The 15,099-nt window shown below is 42.3% G+C and carries 13 protein-coding genes; 7 read left to right on the forward strand and 6 right to left on the reverse strand.

Annotation, left to right across the window (positions count from 1 at the left end; all coding sequences use genetic code 11):
• Positions 1 to 168: 168 nt before the first annotated feature.
• From H2245_RS00850 to H2245_RS00860, 3 genes are all read left to right on the forward strand, one after another.
• A complete protein-coding gene (locus H2245_RS00850) occupies positions 169 to 1,260 on the forward strand; it encodes an energy transducer TonB (protein ID WP_182405132.1) in 1,092 nt (363 codons plus the stop codon).
• Between the two features lie 126 nt (positions 1,261 to 1,386).
• Entirely contained in the window at positions 1,387 to 2,067 is a 681-nt protein-coding gene (locus tag H2245_RS00855) for a MotA/TolQ/ExbB proton channel family protein (protein WP_182405655.1), read from the forward strand.
• An 84-nt stretch (positions 2,068 to 2,151) separates the two neighbouring features.
• Positions 2,152 to 2,553, forward strand: coding sequence for a biopolymer transporter ExbD (locus tag H2245_RS00860; RefSeq protein WP_182405133.1), 402 nt, complete (start codon positions 2,152 to 2,154; stop codon positions 2,551 to 2,553).
• A 259-nt stretch (positions 2,554 to 2,812) separates the two neighbouring features.
• Here the strand turns inward: H2245_RS00860 and H2245_RS00865 are convergent, their stop codons facing one another.
• A complete protein-coding gene (locus H2245_RS00865) occupies positions 2,813 to 3,346 on the reverse strand; it encodes a DUF2799 domain-containing protein (RefSeq protein WP_182405134.1) in 534 nt (177 codons plus the stop codon).
• Positions 3,347 to 3,655: 309 nt separating this feature from the next.
• On the opposite strand from H2245_RS00865, the gene H2245_RS00870 reads away from it, so the two are divergent.
• Both H2245_RS00870 and topA read left to right on the forward strand, forming a co-directional pair.
• Positions 3,656 to 4,288: a hypothetical protein gene (locus tag H2245_RS00870; RefSeq protein ID WP_259365023.1), complete on the forward strand. Its 633-nt coding sequence runs from the start codon at positions 3,656 to 3,658 to the stop codon at positions 4,286 to 4,288.
• A gap of 346 nt (positions 4,289 to 4,634) precedes the next feature.
• Positions 4,635 to 7,322, forward strand: coding sequence for a type I DNA topoisomerase (gene topA, locus H2245_RS00875; protein ID WP_182405135.1), 2,688 nt, complete (start codon positions 4,635 to 4,637; stop codon positions 7,320 to 7,322).
• Positions 7,323 to 7,427: 105 nt separating this feature from the next.
• On the opposite strand, the gene H2245_RS00880 is transcribed toward topA, so the two are convergent.
• On the reverse strand, positions 7,428 to 7,985 hold the full coding sequence (locus H2245_RS00880) for a superoxide dismutase family protein (protein WP_182405136.1): 558 nt from the start codon (positions 7,983 to 7,985) through the stop codon (positions 7,428 to 7,430).
• A 281-nt stretch (positions 7,986 to 8,266) separates the two neighbouring features.
• On the opposite strand from H2245_RS00880, the gene H2245_RS00885 reads away from it, so the two are divergent.
• A complete protein-coding gene (locus H2245_RS00885) occupies positions 8,267 to 8,689 on the forward strand; it encodes a hypothetical protein (protein ID WP_182405137.1) in 423 nt (140 codons plus the stop codon).
• A 99-nt stretch (positions 8,690 to 8,788) separates the two neighbouring features.
• Here H2245_RS00885 and H2245_RS00890 read toward each other — a convergent pair whose 3' ends face one another.
• Both H2245_RS00890 and lon read right to left on the reverse strand, forming a co-directional pair.
• Complete coding sequence (locus tag H2245_RS00890; RefSeq protein WP_182405138.1) at positions 8,789 to 9,409, reverse strand: hypothetical protein; 621 nt, start codon at positions 9,407 to 9,409, stop codon at positions 8,789 to 8,791.
• A 193-nt stretch (positions 9,410 to 9,602) separates the two neighbouring features.
• Entirely contained in the window at positions 9,603 to 12,173 is a 2,571-nt protein-coding gene (gene lon, locus H2245_RS00895) for an endopeptidase La (RefSeq protein ID WP_182405139.1), read from the reverse strand.
• A 298-nt stretch (positions 12,174 to 12,471) separates the two neighbouring features.
• On the opposite strand from lon, the gene H2245_RS00900 reads away from it, so the two are divergent.
• Positions 12,472 to 13,833 (forward strand): Na+/H+ antiporter family protein, encoded by a 1,362-nt coding sequence (locus tag H2245_RS00900; protein WP_182405140.1) that lies wholly within the window; start codon positions 12,472 to 12,474, stop codon positions 13,831 to 13,833.
• A 163-nt stretch (positions 13,834 to 13,996) separates the two neighbouring features.
• Here the strand turns inward: H2245_RS00900 and H2245_RS00905 are convergent, their stop codons facing one another.
• Positions 13,997 to 14,230 carry a hypothetical protein gene (locus H2245_RS00905; protein ID WP_182405141.1) on the reverse strand — a complete coding sequence of 78 codons (234 nt, stop codon included), beginning with the start codon at positions 14,228 to 14,230 and terminating at the stop codon, positions 13,997 to 13,999.
• Positions 14,230 to 14,907, reverse strand: coding sequence for a 5-formyltetrahydrofolate cyclo-ligase (locus H2245_RS00910; protein WP_182405142.1), 678 nt, complete (start codon positions 14,905 to 14,907; stop codon positions 14,230 to 14,232). Before H2245_RS00910 ends, H2245_RS00905 begins: the two co-directional genes overlap by 1 nt.
• Positions 14,908 to 15,099 lie beyond the last annotated feature (192 nt).

Raw genomic sequence — 15,099 nt, forward strand, 5'->3', positions numbered from 1 at the left:
AGTAATAATAAAGATGCATTTTAGAAGTCAAGATTATGCTTAATAAGACATCCGGCAATAAATCATCGCAGTTAATAAACGCAATAATCAATGAATTATTTTATTGATAATAATTATCGTTTGTATTACTATTAAGCCACTTTGAATTTGGTCAATGATTAGGGTGTTATGGGCTCAACGGATTTTAATACAGCGCCACGCAACATGACACTGATAGCACTCAGTGCCGTTGTTGGATTACACGTACTTGCGGCAATGGCGCTCGTGACGATGAAACCGTCAACCCCTGTTATTAAAGCGCAGGATATACCGCCTATTGAAATTCAAATGGTGACGCTGCCTATTTCTACACTTAAGCCTGAACCTGTCGAGTTAACAAATCCAGCTCCTAACAGTAAACCGATTGAAAAAAACGAGCCTGAAAAATCAGAAAATACATCACAAGTGCCACACGAAATTAAAGCAAAGCCTGAGGTAAAACCTGAAACAAAACCTAAGACTAAGTCGATAATAAAAGAGATTCCGCCAGAAGCATCTAAAGAGATAGAAGAAACTAAGCTAGAACAAACCAAGATACAAAACATTGAACCTGAGCCAGTCACCACGCCACAAGAGAAACGTATTATTGAAGATAAGATTGTGACTGAAACGGTAATCGAAAAAGAACCCCGTCCGATTGTTGATAATAGTGCAGCACAAGCATTAGCAGAAAAACAGCGTCAGATAGAAATCGTTAAGCAAGCAAACCTAGCAGCTGAAAAAGCGGCAATGCGTGATGTGCAGCAAGCAGCAGAAAAAGCAGCGCAAGAAAAGGCACAAGCCGCTCAAGAAGCAGAAGCGGCGGCAAAAGCTCAAGAGAATGACAAAGCTAAGGCAGATGCTAAAGCAAGAGTAGAGACAGAGGCAAAAGCAAAGGCAAAAGAGGAAGCAGAGGCGAAAGCAAAGGCAGAAGCTGCTAGTAACACACCCATGAACTTTAGTGCCAGTAATGCCAATTGGGCTTCAAAGCCGAACTTTAGCTTTCCTGATCGCGCCTCACGTGGTGCAAGTTCAGGCGATACCTTTAATCTAGTATTACTATTACGGGTGAATAAGCAAGGCGGCATTGATAGCGTCAGCCTGGCACAATCTTCTGGGAATACCATTTTAGATCGAGAAGCACTGCGTCAAGTGCGTTCGGGCAAGTTTAGACCCTTTATGAACAATGGAGTACCGGTAGTGGGCAATGTCACGCTACCCGTCAGCTATGCGGTTCCTTAACGAGCTTGCATTTACACAGCACCAATTATAAACAATCATTATTTATCGTGTCATCATAAAGTCAATAGCGCCAGTCGCAGCAGGTTTATGTATGTGCACCCTTTATTATCTATTGAGGAATCTGCTATGGACTTTATGAGCTACTGGCAATACAGCGACATGGTAACCAAGAGCTTGTTCTTTATGCTCCTGGTGCTATCAGTGCTCTCTTGGGTGACAGGTATCATTCGTGTGATTCAAAGCCGTAAGATGGCAATACAAGTGGCTGATGATTTAAGCCAACAGTTGCAAGAGAAACATGCAGTAATATCCGAGCTTGATGCTGCGGGGCGTCGATTGATCACAGAGCAAGCATTGCTGCAATATATTGGACGTTATCGCTACAACAGTGAGCGGGGCTTACCCATTTTAGGTACGACTGCGGCTATCGCTCCATTTATTGGGCTATTTGGTACAGTATGGGGTATTTTTCACGCGCTACATAATATTGGCGTTAGTGGTCAAGCAGGGCTTGGTCAAGTTGCAGGACCAGTTGGGGAAGCGCTCATTATGACAGGTCTTGGGATTGCGGTTGCGATTCCAGCCGTTATATTTTATAACTTATCTGTGCGTATCAATCGCCGCGTAATGTACCATGCCAACGATCGCGCTCATGAACTATTAGCACAATCTGCTCAATTGGCTGTGAGACAAAATCAGTCTGCATCTAAATCGCAAGCAGCACCCATTGTGAACAATACTAACACTACACAAAATTCTGCGCATCAGTCAGCAGACTATCGTAAGCCTGCCACCTCACAAACATAAAACGAGCTTTAAGCAGTTAAGACCATGTTATTCAGATTATGTTATAAAAAATGACACACAATTGAGAACATTATTGAGAGCACTATGGCATTTCAGTTAGGTGATGATGACGTACAAGGTATGAATGAGATGAATCTCATTCCGCTCATTGACGTCATGCTGGTATTAATGATTATCTTTTTATTGACCGCTACAGTACTCAATCCCACCGTGCCGCTTGACTTGCCAAAGACCAGCGCCGTAGTCAATGAGCAGCCACCAGAAGTGATTCAAATCAGTATTGATAAAGATGCTGGTATTTTTTGGGACAGCGATCCCATCACGATGGAAGAGCTAGATATACGCTTACAGCAAGAAAGTGCCTCAGGTAAAGACCCTGCTATTCAGCTGCGCGCGGATAAAGACAGTAAATATGATAGTGTCGCTAAAGTTTTGGCATCGGCAAGCCAAGCAGGACTGAGCAAAATTGCCTTTGTTAATGAATAAGCGTTCATAAAAAATAAGCTAAAAAGAAAAACGTTATAAGTTGGGTTACACAAGTAAGTTGGCAGTGTAGATAATGCCAGCAATCAGTAAAAAAATAAGCAGAATAATAATAAGAACAACGATAATAATAAATCTTACCTCCAACCTCGCAGAAATAGCACTGTGAGGTTTTCTTTATTATACGGTATTAATCTGCTTCGAAAATATCCATTGAAATGCCGTACTAAAGCAAGCTGAGCTTTATCATCGAAGCAAACCATTACCAGCCGTAACCGAAGGGGCGATAAGGATAGCCAAAACGTCCAGAGCCATAACCAAATGGATAAGGCGCACGTAAGTTATCCAAATCGCGCTGGCGAATATAATAGTAGCGCCCTTGTGAGTATGCCTCTTCTAGTTTTTCAATGCCGTTCAGAGGACAAACAGGCTGCCAATCATAACCTTCACGACCAAGTTTATAAGCGTTTAGCTCCGTACAGTACTTTTTAATTCCTTGCTGGCGACCTTGTTCCCAAATTATACGATTAGGCATTGCACCGACGACGCTTGCGCAGCTATTAATATAGTGACCGAAGTAATCTCCTGAGCGACCGCGCAGCCCATCTACATAACCAACCTCTTGCCAGTTACTAGCTTGGCACTGCTGCGGCGTTAGACTCTGAGTCGTTGCACAGCCGGACAAGGCAAATAGCGCTGCCCCCATTAACGAGAACGCAGACCATGATTTAAATTTATAGATAGAGTTAATAGTCGAAACCGAAAGCAGGGGCGATGTTTTTATAATATTAGTCATAATAAACCTGCGCGCATTTAAAATTATGGTTTATCATAGCATTTTTTACTGTCAGCAATGTTTGACATCTTGTTGTTAAATTTATTTTTATTGTTCTCAAATGCTTGATATCTAAGATTAAATAGTTAGTTTGCGGTTGAAAATACGACTGCTAGATAATTGTATTAGCTTGATTTCTAACGTCTGATACCTATTTAAGTAATGGTTTACAAGTACTTGTAATAGTAAATACTTATAATGACCTCTTAACACTGGCTATTGTAATGTATTAACAGTGAACATTTAATTCAGCTAAAAGGCTAGATTGTCATGGGAATATGGATTGCTGTTGCCATTGTACTATTCGTATTAGGGAGTATGATGGCGCTCAAACCGAGTGGTATTGATCAGCGCTTGGACAGGCTGCGCATGACCGCACGGCGGCTGGGTCTAAACCCAAAGCTGGTCGCTTGTCCAGATTGGGTCAAAGGAAAAGACCATGAATACGGTCGCGGTATGCTTGGGCAATATGGCTTAGTGCTGGACAATGTACAAATGCCACACAGCCGCTATCAGGCGATTGATGGACAATGGCGTCCTGATACGAGCTTAACGGACAGTAATCAAACCATGCCTTCAAGCTTTTATCTGGATAAAACACCGTTGAAATTACCGGCATCAATTGAGCCATTTGTCAAAGCGCTATTGATTAAAGCCAATAGTATTGTTATCTATTGGGAAGATATCGCCTATGTGCGTCCATCGACCAATCCAAGCTATAAGTCATTTGAGATTGAACCCGATTTATTGGTGCTTAAAGCACAATTAGAACAATGGGCGCTGCAAATGCAGGCAAGTCCGCGTCGTCCTTATGATAGTAGAGATATGGATGGGAATGATGTTTATAGCCGTGGCATTAACAGTCAGGGTGTTAATAGCAAAATGCTCAACAAAAACTTTTGAGTGAAGGTTACACGTCATATCATGGTCGTGACATTTTCAGCTGAACAGGTCATTTTTTAAAAACAATAAATGACGATTTGGTTGATATTTATCCTTTATAAGCCAGGTGGTTTTTAGTGCTTCGTATTTATTTACGGTTGACATCGTAACTCTTAGCAGTGTAACGTCTTGATAAGTTTGTCTATGCTTAACAGCTTATATTTATTTTATGACCTATTTTCATAAGTATTTTTTATAAGCGGCACCCCTGATAATAAATTAATAATCACAACTAACAGGCACCGCTGCTAACTTCTATCACTTTTAATTCATTTATTTTAACTCATTTATTCTGGTGTCGTCACACATGGCAAAAACCACAAGTACAAAAACCGCAACCTCTACTGCTGAATCGGCTGACTCGCCTAACAATAGTGCCAAGGGCAAATCGTTAGTGATTGTCGAGTCACCCGCCAAGGCAAAAACGATTAATAAATATTTGGGCAATGACTTTATCGTACGCTCTAGTATCGGGCATGTGCGAGATTTGCCAGTGGGTGCCAGTAAAGGTGCCAAAAAGGTGCCAACGACTAAAAAAGACGAGAGCTTAAGCAAAGAAGAAAAAACCCAGCAAGCATTGGTGCGCCGTATGGGCGTTGACCCTGAGCATGGTTGGGCGGCGGTCTATGAAGTGCTACCGAACAAAACTAAAGTCATCAAAGAGCTGAAAGCGTTAGCCAAAGACGCAGATAAAATCTATTTGGCAACGGATATGGATAGAGAAGGGGAAGCCATTGCGTGGCATCTCAAAGAAGTGATTGGTGGTGCTGATAGTAAATATGAGCGTGTGGTCTTTAATGAGATTACCAAAACCGCCATTCAAAATGCCTTTAAACAGCCGTCAAAACTCGATATTGACCGTGTTAATGCGCAGCAAGCGCGACGCTTTTTGGATCGAGTGGTTGGCTTTATGGTGTCGCCGCTACTTTGGCAAAAAGTTGCTCGTGGTCTCTCCGCAGGTCGTGTGCAGTCGGTAGCAATGCGTCTAGTCGTTGAGCGTGAACATGAAATCCGCGCTTTTATCCCAGAAGAATATTGGCAGATTTTTGCAGATACTCATATCGCAGACAGCAAAACCAAAACAGCCACAGACGCTGAGCACATTGCTATTCGCTTAGAAGTAACGAAACAAGACGGTAAAACACTGAAGCTGGTCAATAAAGAACAGACCGATAAGGTTTTAGAAGTATTAAATTCTGCCAGCTATATTGTTAAAGAGCGTGAAGAAAAACCGACTCAGTCAAAACCTAGCGCGCCATTTATTACCTCAACATTGCAACAAGCAGCCAGTACGCGTTTGGGCTTTTCAGTGAAAAAGACTATGATTTTGGCGCAGCGTCTTTATGAAGCGGGTCATATCACCTATATGCGTACCGACTCGACCTTTTTATCAGGCGATGCATTAGCTACGGTTCGTAGTTATCTCGAAGAAAGTTTTGGCACTAAATATGTCCCAGAAAAGCCCAACTTCTATGGTAATAAGCAAAACGCGCAAGAAGCGCATGAGGCGATTCGTCCCTCTGATGTCAATGTAAAATCAACCCAGCTGAAAGCGGTCGAGCGTGATGCTATTCGTCTGTATGAATTAATCTGGCGTCAGTTTGTGGCTTGTCAGATGACACCTGCTAAATATCTATCCGTCAATTTATTCGTAGGGGCTGACGATGTTGAACTAAAAGCGCGCGGTCGTACTATGGTGTTCGATGGCTATACCAGAGTGCTATCTCCAGCTAAAACGGACGATACCTTATTGCCGGATGTTAAAAAAGGCGATGAGCTAATTTTAGATAAATTAGATCCAAGTCAACACTTTACTAAGCCTGCACCGCGCTTTACAGAAGCAAGCTTGGTCAAAGAGCTTGAGAAAAAAGGTATTGGTCGTCCTTCAACTTATGCCTCCATTATCTCGACTATTCAAGATCGTGGTTATGTGAAGCTTGAGAACAAGCGTCTGTTTGCTGAAAAAATGGGCGATATTGTCACTGATAGATTAACAGCAAGTTTTCCAGATTTAATGGATTATACCTTTACTGCTGCGTTAGAAGACAAGCTTGATCATGTTGCTGAAGGCGAACAAGATTGGAAAGCTGTTCTAGATAATTTCTATGATGACTTTAAAGTTAAACTTGAGCACGCCAAAGATAAAGATGGTATGCGCCCGAATGACCCAACTGATGTGCCCGATGTACATTGTGACTTATGCGATCGTCCCATGCAGCTGCGCACTGGCTCCACGGGTGTATTTTTAGGCTGTACCGGCTATAACTTACCACCAAAAGAGCGTTGTAAAGGCACCAAGAACTTGATGCCGGTGGAAGCATTTGCCAATCTCGATGATTCAGAAAGCGATGATGAAGCAGCTGAAGTTAAAGATTTGATGGAGAAAAAGCGTTGTCCGAAATGTTCAACAGCAATGGATGGTTATATCGTTGATGGCGGGCTGAAACTGCATGTGTGTGGTAATAACCCAGATTGTGATGGTTATATTTTAGAAGAAGGTAAGTTTGAAGTTCCGGGTTCAGATTCTCCTACGATTGATTGTAATAAATGTGATGGACAAATGGAGCTGAAGACTGGACGATTTGGTCCTTACTTTGCTTGTCAAAAGTGTGACAATACACGTAAAGTACTAAAAACAGGTGAGGCTGCGCCACCGCGTATGGATCCTATTCATTTGCCAGAGTTAAAGTCGGTCAAGCATGAGGATTATTTTATCTTGCGTGAAGGCGCAGCTGGAATGTTCTTAGCTGCTTCTAAGTTTCCAAAAATTCGTGAGACACGTCCACCAAAATTGGCTGAGCTGCGTGAGATTAAAGATAAAATGGAAGAAAAGTTCCAATATCTATTCGCTGGACCCGACCAAGACCCTGATGGTAATGCCACAATCCTGCGTTGGTCACGCAAGAAAAAAGAGCAATATATTGGCTCTGAGAAAAACGGTAAAGCCACGCGTTGGGGCATTTACTGGCGTAACGGAGAATGGGTAGAGGAATAATTAATTTATCCTTTATCTTTAAAGCTGTAAATACCGTCCAATAAAAAACCTCTTATTAATTAAGAGGTTTTTTATTAACTAAAGAAACATTAACTATAAATATTATTAATTTTTTTCGATAATACCGCAAGCAATACGGTCACCCGATGCCCCTGCTGGTTGACTGACGTAATCATCTGCACCGCCATGAACGATAAAAGCCAAGCGGTTGACACTATATTTACCTGCTTCGGCAGCAGATATTTTCTTATTCACATAGTTAATGGTAGCAACACCGTCAGCGTTTGCCGTTAGGTTTGGCAAGTCCCCGGCATGACCATTCATATTGTCAGGATGAGAATGCATTTTGTTATCAGGGTTGAAGTGACCTCCAGCCGCCTTACCCATATTGGCACAGCTTCCAGTCTCATGGATGTGCAGCGCAACTGTCTGCCCTGGCGTCAAATTTATCAGCTTACCATACACTTGTACTCCACCATCAACGGGACGTAAGAACATTTGACCGACTTCAGTCTGATTAGCATCAGTGGTTTTAATCGTTGATTTTAGCGTCGGCTGACCAGAGGTATTCCCAGTTTTTAGTTGTCCTTCAGTACTTTGGCAGCCAGTAATTGCTAAGGCAGAACCACATAATAAAGCACTCACAAGCATCAATTTTTTCATTATTATCTCCATTTATATTTAATTTTATCAAATACTGATTGTATCAAGTACCACTCAAGGTAGAACGAACGGTCATAATGTTTTTCAAACCCGCAATCAGTATAGCGAAGCCCTGAGCTTAGATATTCATTAGAAGCGCAACAAAGCGTTAATATATGTAAGTCTTATACAACATATAAAAATAGTAACTTTACGTTCGCTTAAGAAAAGATGACGAAATGAAATGGTAACTGAGCCAACAGTACCGCAAAATAAACGTTTAATAATAATTAGGAATGACTATGAAAGCTTTGTTTAAGTTAGCAGGCTCTACTGCATTGGTTATGGGTATGTTAGGCGCAGGGACTGTAACTGCGCAAGCAGCAACGCAAACTGGTGATTTACATTATTCGGCAGATTGTGGCGTTAAAGAACTACGTATGGATAAAGGTCGCTATGACATTAACCGAGCTGGTGCGGTGAAGGGCAGTAATTATTGCGAATACTATTTTTATGCTAAAAAAGGGCAAAAGGTAAGTGCGACCATTATTGGTAGCGATGATTTATATCCGGTACTATACAGCACCAATTCGCCAGATTTAAGCACGCAAACGGTAACCCTTGATAAAACGGGCAAGCATACCATTCGTGTATTACAACCGCGCAATCAAGCGCGCGACGGTAACACGCCTAAGCCTTATTATCTGACGGTGACGATTAAATAAGCTGTTTTTTCATAAGATTTATGGATGGTTAAAACACAGTCAATATGAACAAAAAAGCCAAGCATTTATTGCTCGGCTTTTTTGCGTTCTAAATTTGGATTAACGCTGTGGTTTTTCTTCATTTTGCCAAACTAAGGTTTCGCCTGATTCCATCGTTTGCAATAGGTTGTAACGTGGAAACTGAGTTTGGTTTTTTGATTCCAGTTTTTTGGGTTGCAAGCTCAAAGTTAACTGGCTACTACTATTGCGCATGAAATCAAATAATGCGGTCTCAATGCGATTGCCTGTTTCACCGCAATTTATCGCGGAACTAAGGATGTTACTTACCTTGAAAGTATTATCTGTTAACAGAAAATAGGGCGCACTAGAACCATTGCAGTCTGCATTAAAAGCAACATATGGACCGTCTGGACTATTTCTAAATTCGAGTGAAATAGGATGGTTAGGATAATAAAAATCACTGATAGGCTGTCGAGATATAATCTTTCTATTATCATCAAAAGTATTATGAACAGCGCTAACCAAACGCCAGTTGTAGCGCTCTAACAGCTCGTTAGTAATAGATAAGTCAGTATGAGTAGGTAAGGCGTTTTTTACTGTCGTCTCGTCTGTAATTTTAGAGTTATTTTGAATAGGGGTTGTATTGATGATGGCAGCGGTCAGCTGAGCCTTTGCAACAGAAGTGGATTGACAGCCTATTAGACCTATTGAAAACGACACAACTGAACATACGTATAGAGCTGAACGGTTTAACATTATTATTATTACCAAATAAACATTTGTCCAAAATATAGCATGATATTTTAATAAGATTGTTGCTTATTATTACCAAAAAAAGCCGCCTATCTTCGTGATAAGCGACTTTTTTAATATTAACTATCAAGCGATTATGAATTAACTATAGCGGTTATGATTAATTATGCAGCGCTTGACCTTTGGTTTTATCAACCGTGACTTTAGCAGGTTTGATTGGCTTTGGCATACTGATCAATGCCACTTTTAATATCTCATCAATTGTCGCTACAGGCTGAATGGTCAGACCTGCTTTAACGTTATCAGGGATATCGGCTAAGTCACGCTCATTGGTGGCTGGAATCAAGACGTGCTTAATACCACCACGATGAGCTGCTAATAATTTCTCTTTTAGACCACCAATACGGAGGATTTTACCGCGTAAGGTGATTTCACCCGTCATGGCAATATCGGGACGAATAGCAATACCCGTTAGAGCAGATACCAACGCCGTTGTTAGCGCGCCACCAGCGGACGGACCATCTTTTGGTGTGGCACCTTCTGGCAAATGGACGTGGACATCAGTGTTTTTAAAGGTTTCATAGTCGATACCTAAGCTGTCACCACGCGCCCGAACCACACTCATTGCTGCGCGAATAGACTCTTTCATCACGTCGCCGAGTGAGCCGGTGACGATAAGTTCACCTTTACCTTTCATGGCAACGGCTTCAATAGTAAGTAGCTCGCCGCCAACCTGTGTCCAAGCCAATCCAGTAATGCGACCAATTTCCGGCTCTTCTTCAGCTAGACCGTAGTCATATTGGTGCACACCGAGATAGTCATCAATGTTGGTATCATCAACCACAATTAGCTGACGCTCATCTTTTTTCGGTGCACGGGCGCCATGATTTTCAACTGCGCCGCGAACGACTTTTCGACAGATTTTATTTACTTCACGTTCGAGATTACGCACGCCTGCTTCACGAGTGTAACTGCGCACGATGCTGTGTAGTGCCGCTTCAACAATCTCAATCTCGCCTTCTTTTAGACCATTATTTTTAATGGCTTTTGGCACCAGATATTTTTTTGCAATACTTACTTTTTCATCTTCCGTATAACCCGGTAGACGAATAACTTCCATACGGTCAAGCAAGGCGGCTGGAATGTCCATACTGTTGGCGGTACAGATAAACATGACTTGTGATAAGTCCAAATCCATATCTAAATAATGGTCGTTAAAGCTATGGTTCTGTGACGGGTCAAGCACTTCTAGCAATGCTGATGCAGGATCACCACGGAAGTCTTGCGCCATTTTATCGATTTCATCTAACAAAAAAAGCGGGTTTTTGACTTCGGCTTTTGCTAGTGATTGGACGATTTTACCTGGCATCGCACCGATATAAGTACGGCGATGACCACGAATTTCAGCTTCATCACGGACGCCGCCCAGCGCCATACGGATAAACTTACGCCCAGTCGCGCGTGCAATAGATTCACCCAATGACGTTTTACCCACACCTGGAGGACCCACTAAGCACAGAATTGGACCACGCAGTTTTTTCACACGTGATTGTACGGCGAGGTATTCCAAGATGCGGTCTTTCACATCTTGCAAGCCATAATGGTCTTCATCCAAGATAGTTTTGGCTTTATCAAGGTTGATGGATACTTTAGTCGTCGCGTTCCACGGAGTGTCTAAAATCCACTCAATATAGTTGCGGACGACTGATGACTCTGATGATGCTGGTGGCATCATTTTGAGCTTTTTCATCTCTTGATCGGCTTTTTTACGTACATCTTCTGGTAAGTCAGCATCTTCAAGGCGCTGTTCAAGTTCACTGATATCATCATCACTATCAAATGCGCCGTCATTCATATCTGACAGCTCATTTTTAATCGCTTTCATCTTCTCATTTAAGAAGTATTCGCGCTGATTGTCTTCCATTTGCTGACGGACAGCGTCTTGAATGTCTTGCTCGATATTTTGTTCCGCGCTTTGTTTGACCAAATATTCAGTCAAAGTATTAATATGCGCTTTGAGATCGTCTTTTTCCAAAAACGATTGTTTAACGTCTAAATCCATCGATACGCGAGTAGAGATAAAGTACACCAGCTCTAGCAAATCATCGATACGTTTAGCCACTCGCGTTAGCTCACGCGCGTTACGCAACCGCGCATCGGCATAGCTTTCAAATAAACCTGTTAAGGCCTTGATGGTGTTTTTTTGCTGACTGTCATCCATTGCTACATCAAGGTCAGCACGCTCAAACTTCGCCATCAACACGTCATCATGGTCTTCTAGCGCATCGACGCGCGCACGGTATTGACCTTCGATAAGGACTTTAATGCAGTTCTCATCGCTGTCATGCGGCATGGTGCTCACGATGCGGCAAACGGTGCCATATTGGTATAAGTTGTCTTGGTCAATATCTTCGGTGAGCGAATCTTTTTGTGCAACGACCAACACTTTATCGCCATATTCGGCTTGCGACAATTCAACCGCTTTAACCGATGGCGCACGACCAACGAATAACGCAATTTGCATATGTGGATAGACAACGACGTCTCGTAGCGCAAGTAGCGGTAAGTAACTCTCTGGCTTAGTATCGTCTGGCTTGGTATCGTCTGTGGTTACAGACTCGTTTTCTTCTTCGCCTTTAGTAACAATCTTGCTTTCAGCGTCGATTTTATTATCAATGTCAGTGTCGATCTCAATGTCAACGTTGTCTTTATCAATATTATAGTCAGTCATATCTTCTATTTCCTTATTAACCAGACTTGCAAAGTCAAGTTGGTAGCTCATGTTTAAATAAATGGTGACCCCAATAAAAATTGCAAGGCTCGTCATTCAACAGGCTTAAAAATAGTGGTGATTGACTGCCTATTGTTAGGTTGTGCGCGTAGGTTTTGATATGAAAATCAGGTAAACTGGCGCGCGTCTTAATGATAGGCAGCGCTATTGTAAAAAATTAGCGTCAATATTTAAGCCAATAGCATTAAGAAACAGGTTAAAAGCCAAGTAATAAATTACAGAGTAAAAAGGGAAAAATATGACAATCAATGCGGTGCTACTGGCAGTAGTTATTATGTTAGGGCTGTCACTGGCGCGGGTACATGTGGTACTGAGCTTACTGATTGGTGCAATCGCTGGTGGGTTGATAGCGGGAATGGGATTGACCGACACGTTAACTGCCTTTCAAGATGGTATCAAGAATGGCGCACAGATTGCACTGTCTTATGCTTTACTTGGGGCGTTTGCAGTAGCGATTGCACATTCGGGCTTGCCGCAGTCGCTGGCAGGCGCGGTAATTAAGCGTATTGATGCTGGTGGCACGAGCGGTATGATTAAATATATGCTATTTGCCGGTCTGGTTATGATGAGCTGCTTTAGCCAAAACCTTATTCCCATTCATATTGCTTTTATTCCTCTACTCGTGCCGCCCTTATTACTGGCATTTAACCGGATGCATATTGATAGACGCTTAATTGCGTGTCTGATTACCTTTGGCTTGGTGACGACATATATGTTCATTCCTTATGGGTTTGGCGATATTTATCTCAACCAAATCATGCTAAAAAATGTCGGCGAAGCGGGCATTGATGTCAGTAATATCTCAGTCACTAAAGCGATGGCAATTCCAGCTTTAGGGATGTTAGTCGGTTTACTAACCGCCGTATTTATTAGTTATCGCAAGCCACGTCACTATAAGCAATTAGCAATGGATAAAGCGGCACATGATGAGGCGTTGGAGAATGATGCGTTAAGTAAAACTGCTGCTCACGCACAAGCGCAAACCAAGATGAAAACACTGGTTGCGATAGCGGCAATTGTCACCGCCTTTGTCGTGCAGATGTACACCGACTCATTATTGCTTGGCTCAATGTTTGGCTTTGGCGTCTTTATGGCAACGGGCGTGGTCAAGTGGCGTGACGCCGATACGGTTTTTAATGACGGTATCAAGCTGATGGCGATGATTGGTTTTATTATGATTACCGCGCAAGGTTTTGCTGAAGTCATGAAAGCGACCGAGCAAATTCAGCCTTTAGTAGACGGTGCCACGGATGTTTTCGGTGGCAATAAAGCAATGGCAGCTTTTGTTATGCTATTGCTAGGTTTAATCGTGACGATGGGCATCGGCTCGTCATTCTCGACCATTCCGATTTTGGCAGCGATTTATGTGCCGTTGTGTATTTCGCTAGGATTTTCGCCATTGGCTACGGTTGCAATTGTCGGTACGGCTGGCGCGCTTGGTGATGCCGGTTCGCCTGCATCTGATTCAACGTTGGGACCGACTTCTGGTCTAAACGTCGATGGGCAGCATGATCATATTAAGGACAGTGTGATACCAACCTTTCTCCATTACAACATTCCGTTATTGATATTTGGTTGGATTGCGGCAATGGTGCTTTAATAAGATAATTGTTGAATAAAATACGCTATAATAACAAGTGCTTTAAACAGTGACATAGCTTTTCAAACTGCTATAAAAAGGTGAGTATAACTATAAATTATGCTCGCTTTTTTAATCTCATCGTTTATCTAATGGCTATATTTATCATTCTTACCTATTATTCCTATTTATCAAAATCCTTGAGTTCACCATTCAAACTACTCAAAAATGCATCGCTTTGTTCCAGTAGATCAGTTAAGCGTTGCTCGTTAATCACTTTTCCAATCTCCTCAGCGCTAAAAGACTGCTCTTGACTGTAATACAGAATCTCTGTGACATCGATTTTCTCTAGCGTTTGTAAGTGCTGCTCAACGTGCTCGGCGCTAGATTTTATGTCTTGCCGCTTTTTACTGTCCATTAAAACCACCTTATGCCATTAGGCGTAATCAATCCGTCAAGCGGCACATCCCATGGATGCCTTGCCAACTGTTCTACCACTTGAAAATCGTAACACCAGCCTATCTTTAATGGCTTTTTTGCGCCAGAACGATAGATTTTGCCCAGCGTCCTATCATAAAACCCGCCACCCATGCCCATACGGTTGCCCTGTGTATCAGCAGCGGTAAGCGGACAAATAATAACATCGAGCTCATCTGCCCACAGTAGTCTTCTATGATGGTTTTGCTTCATGCCAAGATTATGGATTCGGGTTGGAATATTGAGCAGTTTTTTTTGATAGATTGGCACGAAGCGCAGACGTTTATCATGTTGACTGAGGGAGCCAACGACTGGTAAATAGGGTTGATAGTTCAGACGCTGACACCAGTTTAATAGCGGCTGAGTTGGTAGCTCACCAAAACCATCATAATATAAGCCAATACGCGCATGAGCAGGCAGGCGCTGTTGTAGCTTATTCAGGTGCAAACTGGCAGCACGGGCAAAGTGTTGGCGCTGATTATCGGTTAACTCACGGCGCTGGCGAGTAAACTGGCGTCTAGGCGGATTATTTATAACGGGTGGCAGAGGTAGATGCTCGTCATCGCGACGAGCAACCTCATAATTAGCAATACCACGAGCGCTAAGATTGGTTATCATATTTTGATTACCTTTTTAATGTAAACCATAATTTTAGAGTAACAAATTCGTTTTTTACTATAGATAATGGGTATTAGTGATACAGCGTATATTGTTATATTTGTAAAAATGTCATTAGGACCTTATGCTGTCCGTGAGATATTTGTGATAAGTCATGCTATTATATTGTAAATAACACGCACGGTTAGTCAG

Origin of the sequence: Psychrobacter sp. GP33, assembly GCF_014119005.1 — a bacterium.
Classification (GTDB): domain Bacteria; phylum Pseudomonadota; class Gammaproteobacteria; order Pseudomonadales; family Moraxellaceae; genus Psychrobacter.

Excerpts from the sequence above, each read along its gene's own strand:
- H2245_RS00850 (WP_182405132.1), top strand. The coding sequence starts at position 169 with ATGGGCTCAACGGATTTTAATACAGCGCCACGCAACATGACACTGATA.
- H2245_RS00855 (WP_182405655.1), top strand. The coding sequence starts at position 1,387 with ATGGACTTTATGAGCTACTGGCAATACAGCGACATGGTAACCAAGAGC.
- H2245_RS00860 (WP_182405133.1), top strand. The coding sequence starts at position 2,152 with ATGGCATTTCAGTTAGGTGATGATGACGTACAAGGTATGAATGAGATG.
- H2245_RS00865 (WP_182405134.1), bottom strand. The coding sequence starts at position 3,346 with ATGACTAATATTATAAAAACATCGCCCCTGCTTTCGGTTTCGACTATT.
- H2245_RS00870 (WP_259365023.1), top strand. The coding sequence starts at position 3,656 with ATGGGAATATGGATTGCTGTTGCCATTGTACTATTCGTATTAGGGAGT.
- topA (WP_182405135.1), top strand. The coding sequence starts at position 4,635 with ATGGCAAAAACCACAAGTACAAAAACCGCAACCTCTACTGCTGAATCG.
- H2245_RS00880 (WP_182405136.1), bottom strand. The coding sequence starts at position 7,985 with ATGAAAAAATTGATGCTTGTGAGTGCTTTATTATGTGGTTCTGCCTTA.
- H2245_RS00885 (WP_182405137.1), top strand. The coding sequence starts at position 8,267 with ATGAAAGCTTTGTTTAAGTTAGCAGGCTCTACTGCATTGGTTATGGGT.
- lon (WP_182405139.1), bottom strand. The coding sequence starts at position 12,173 with ATGACTGACTATAATATTGATAAAGACAACGTTGACATTGAGATCGAC.
- H2245_RS00900 (WP_182405140.1), top strand. The coding sequence starts at position 12,472 with ATGACAATCAATGCGGTGCTACTGGCAGTAGTTATTATGTTAGGGCTG.
- H2245_RS00905 (WP_182405141.1), bottom strand. The coding sequence starts at position 14,230 with ATGGACAGTAAAAAGCGGCAAGACATAAAATCTAGCGCCGAGCACGTT.
- H2245_RS00910 (WP_182405142.1), bottom strand. The coding sequence starts at position 14,907 with ATGATAACCAATCTTAGCGCTCGTGGTATTGCTAATTATGAGGTTGCT.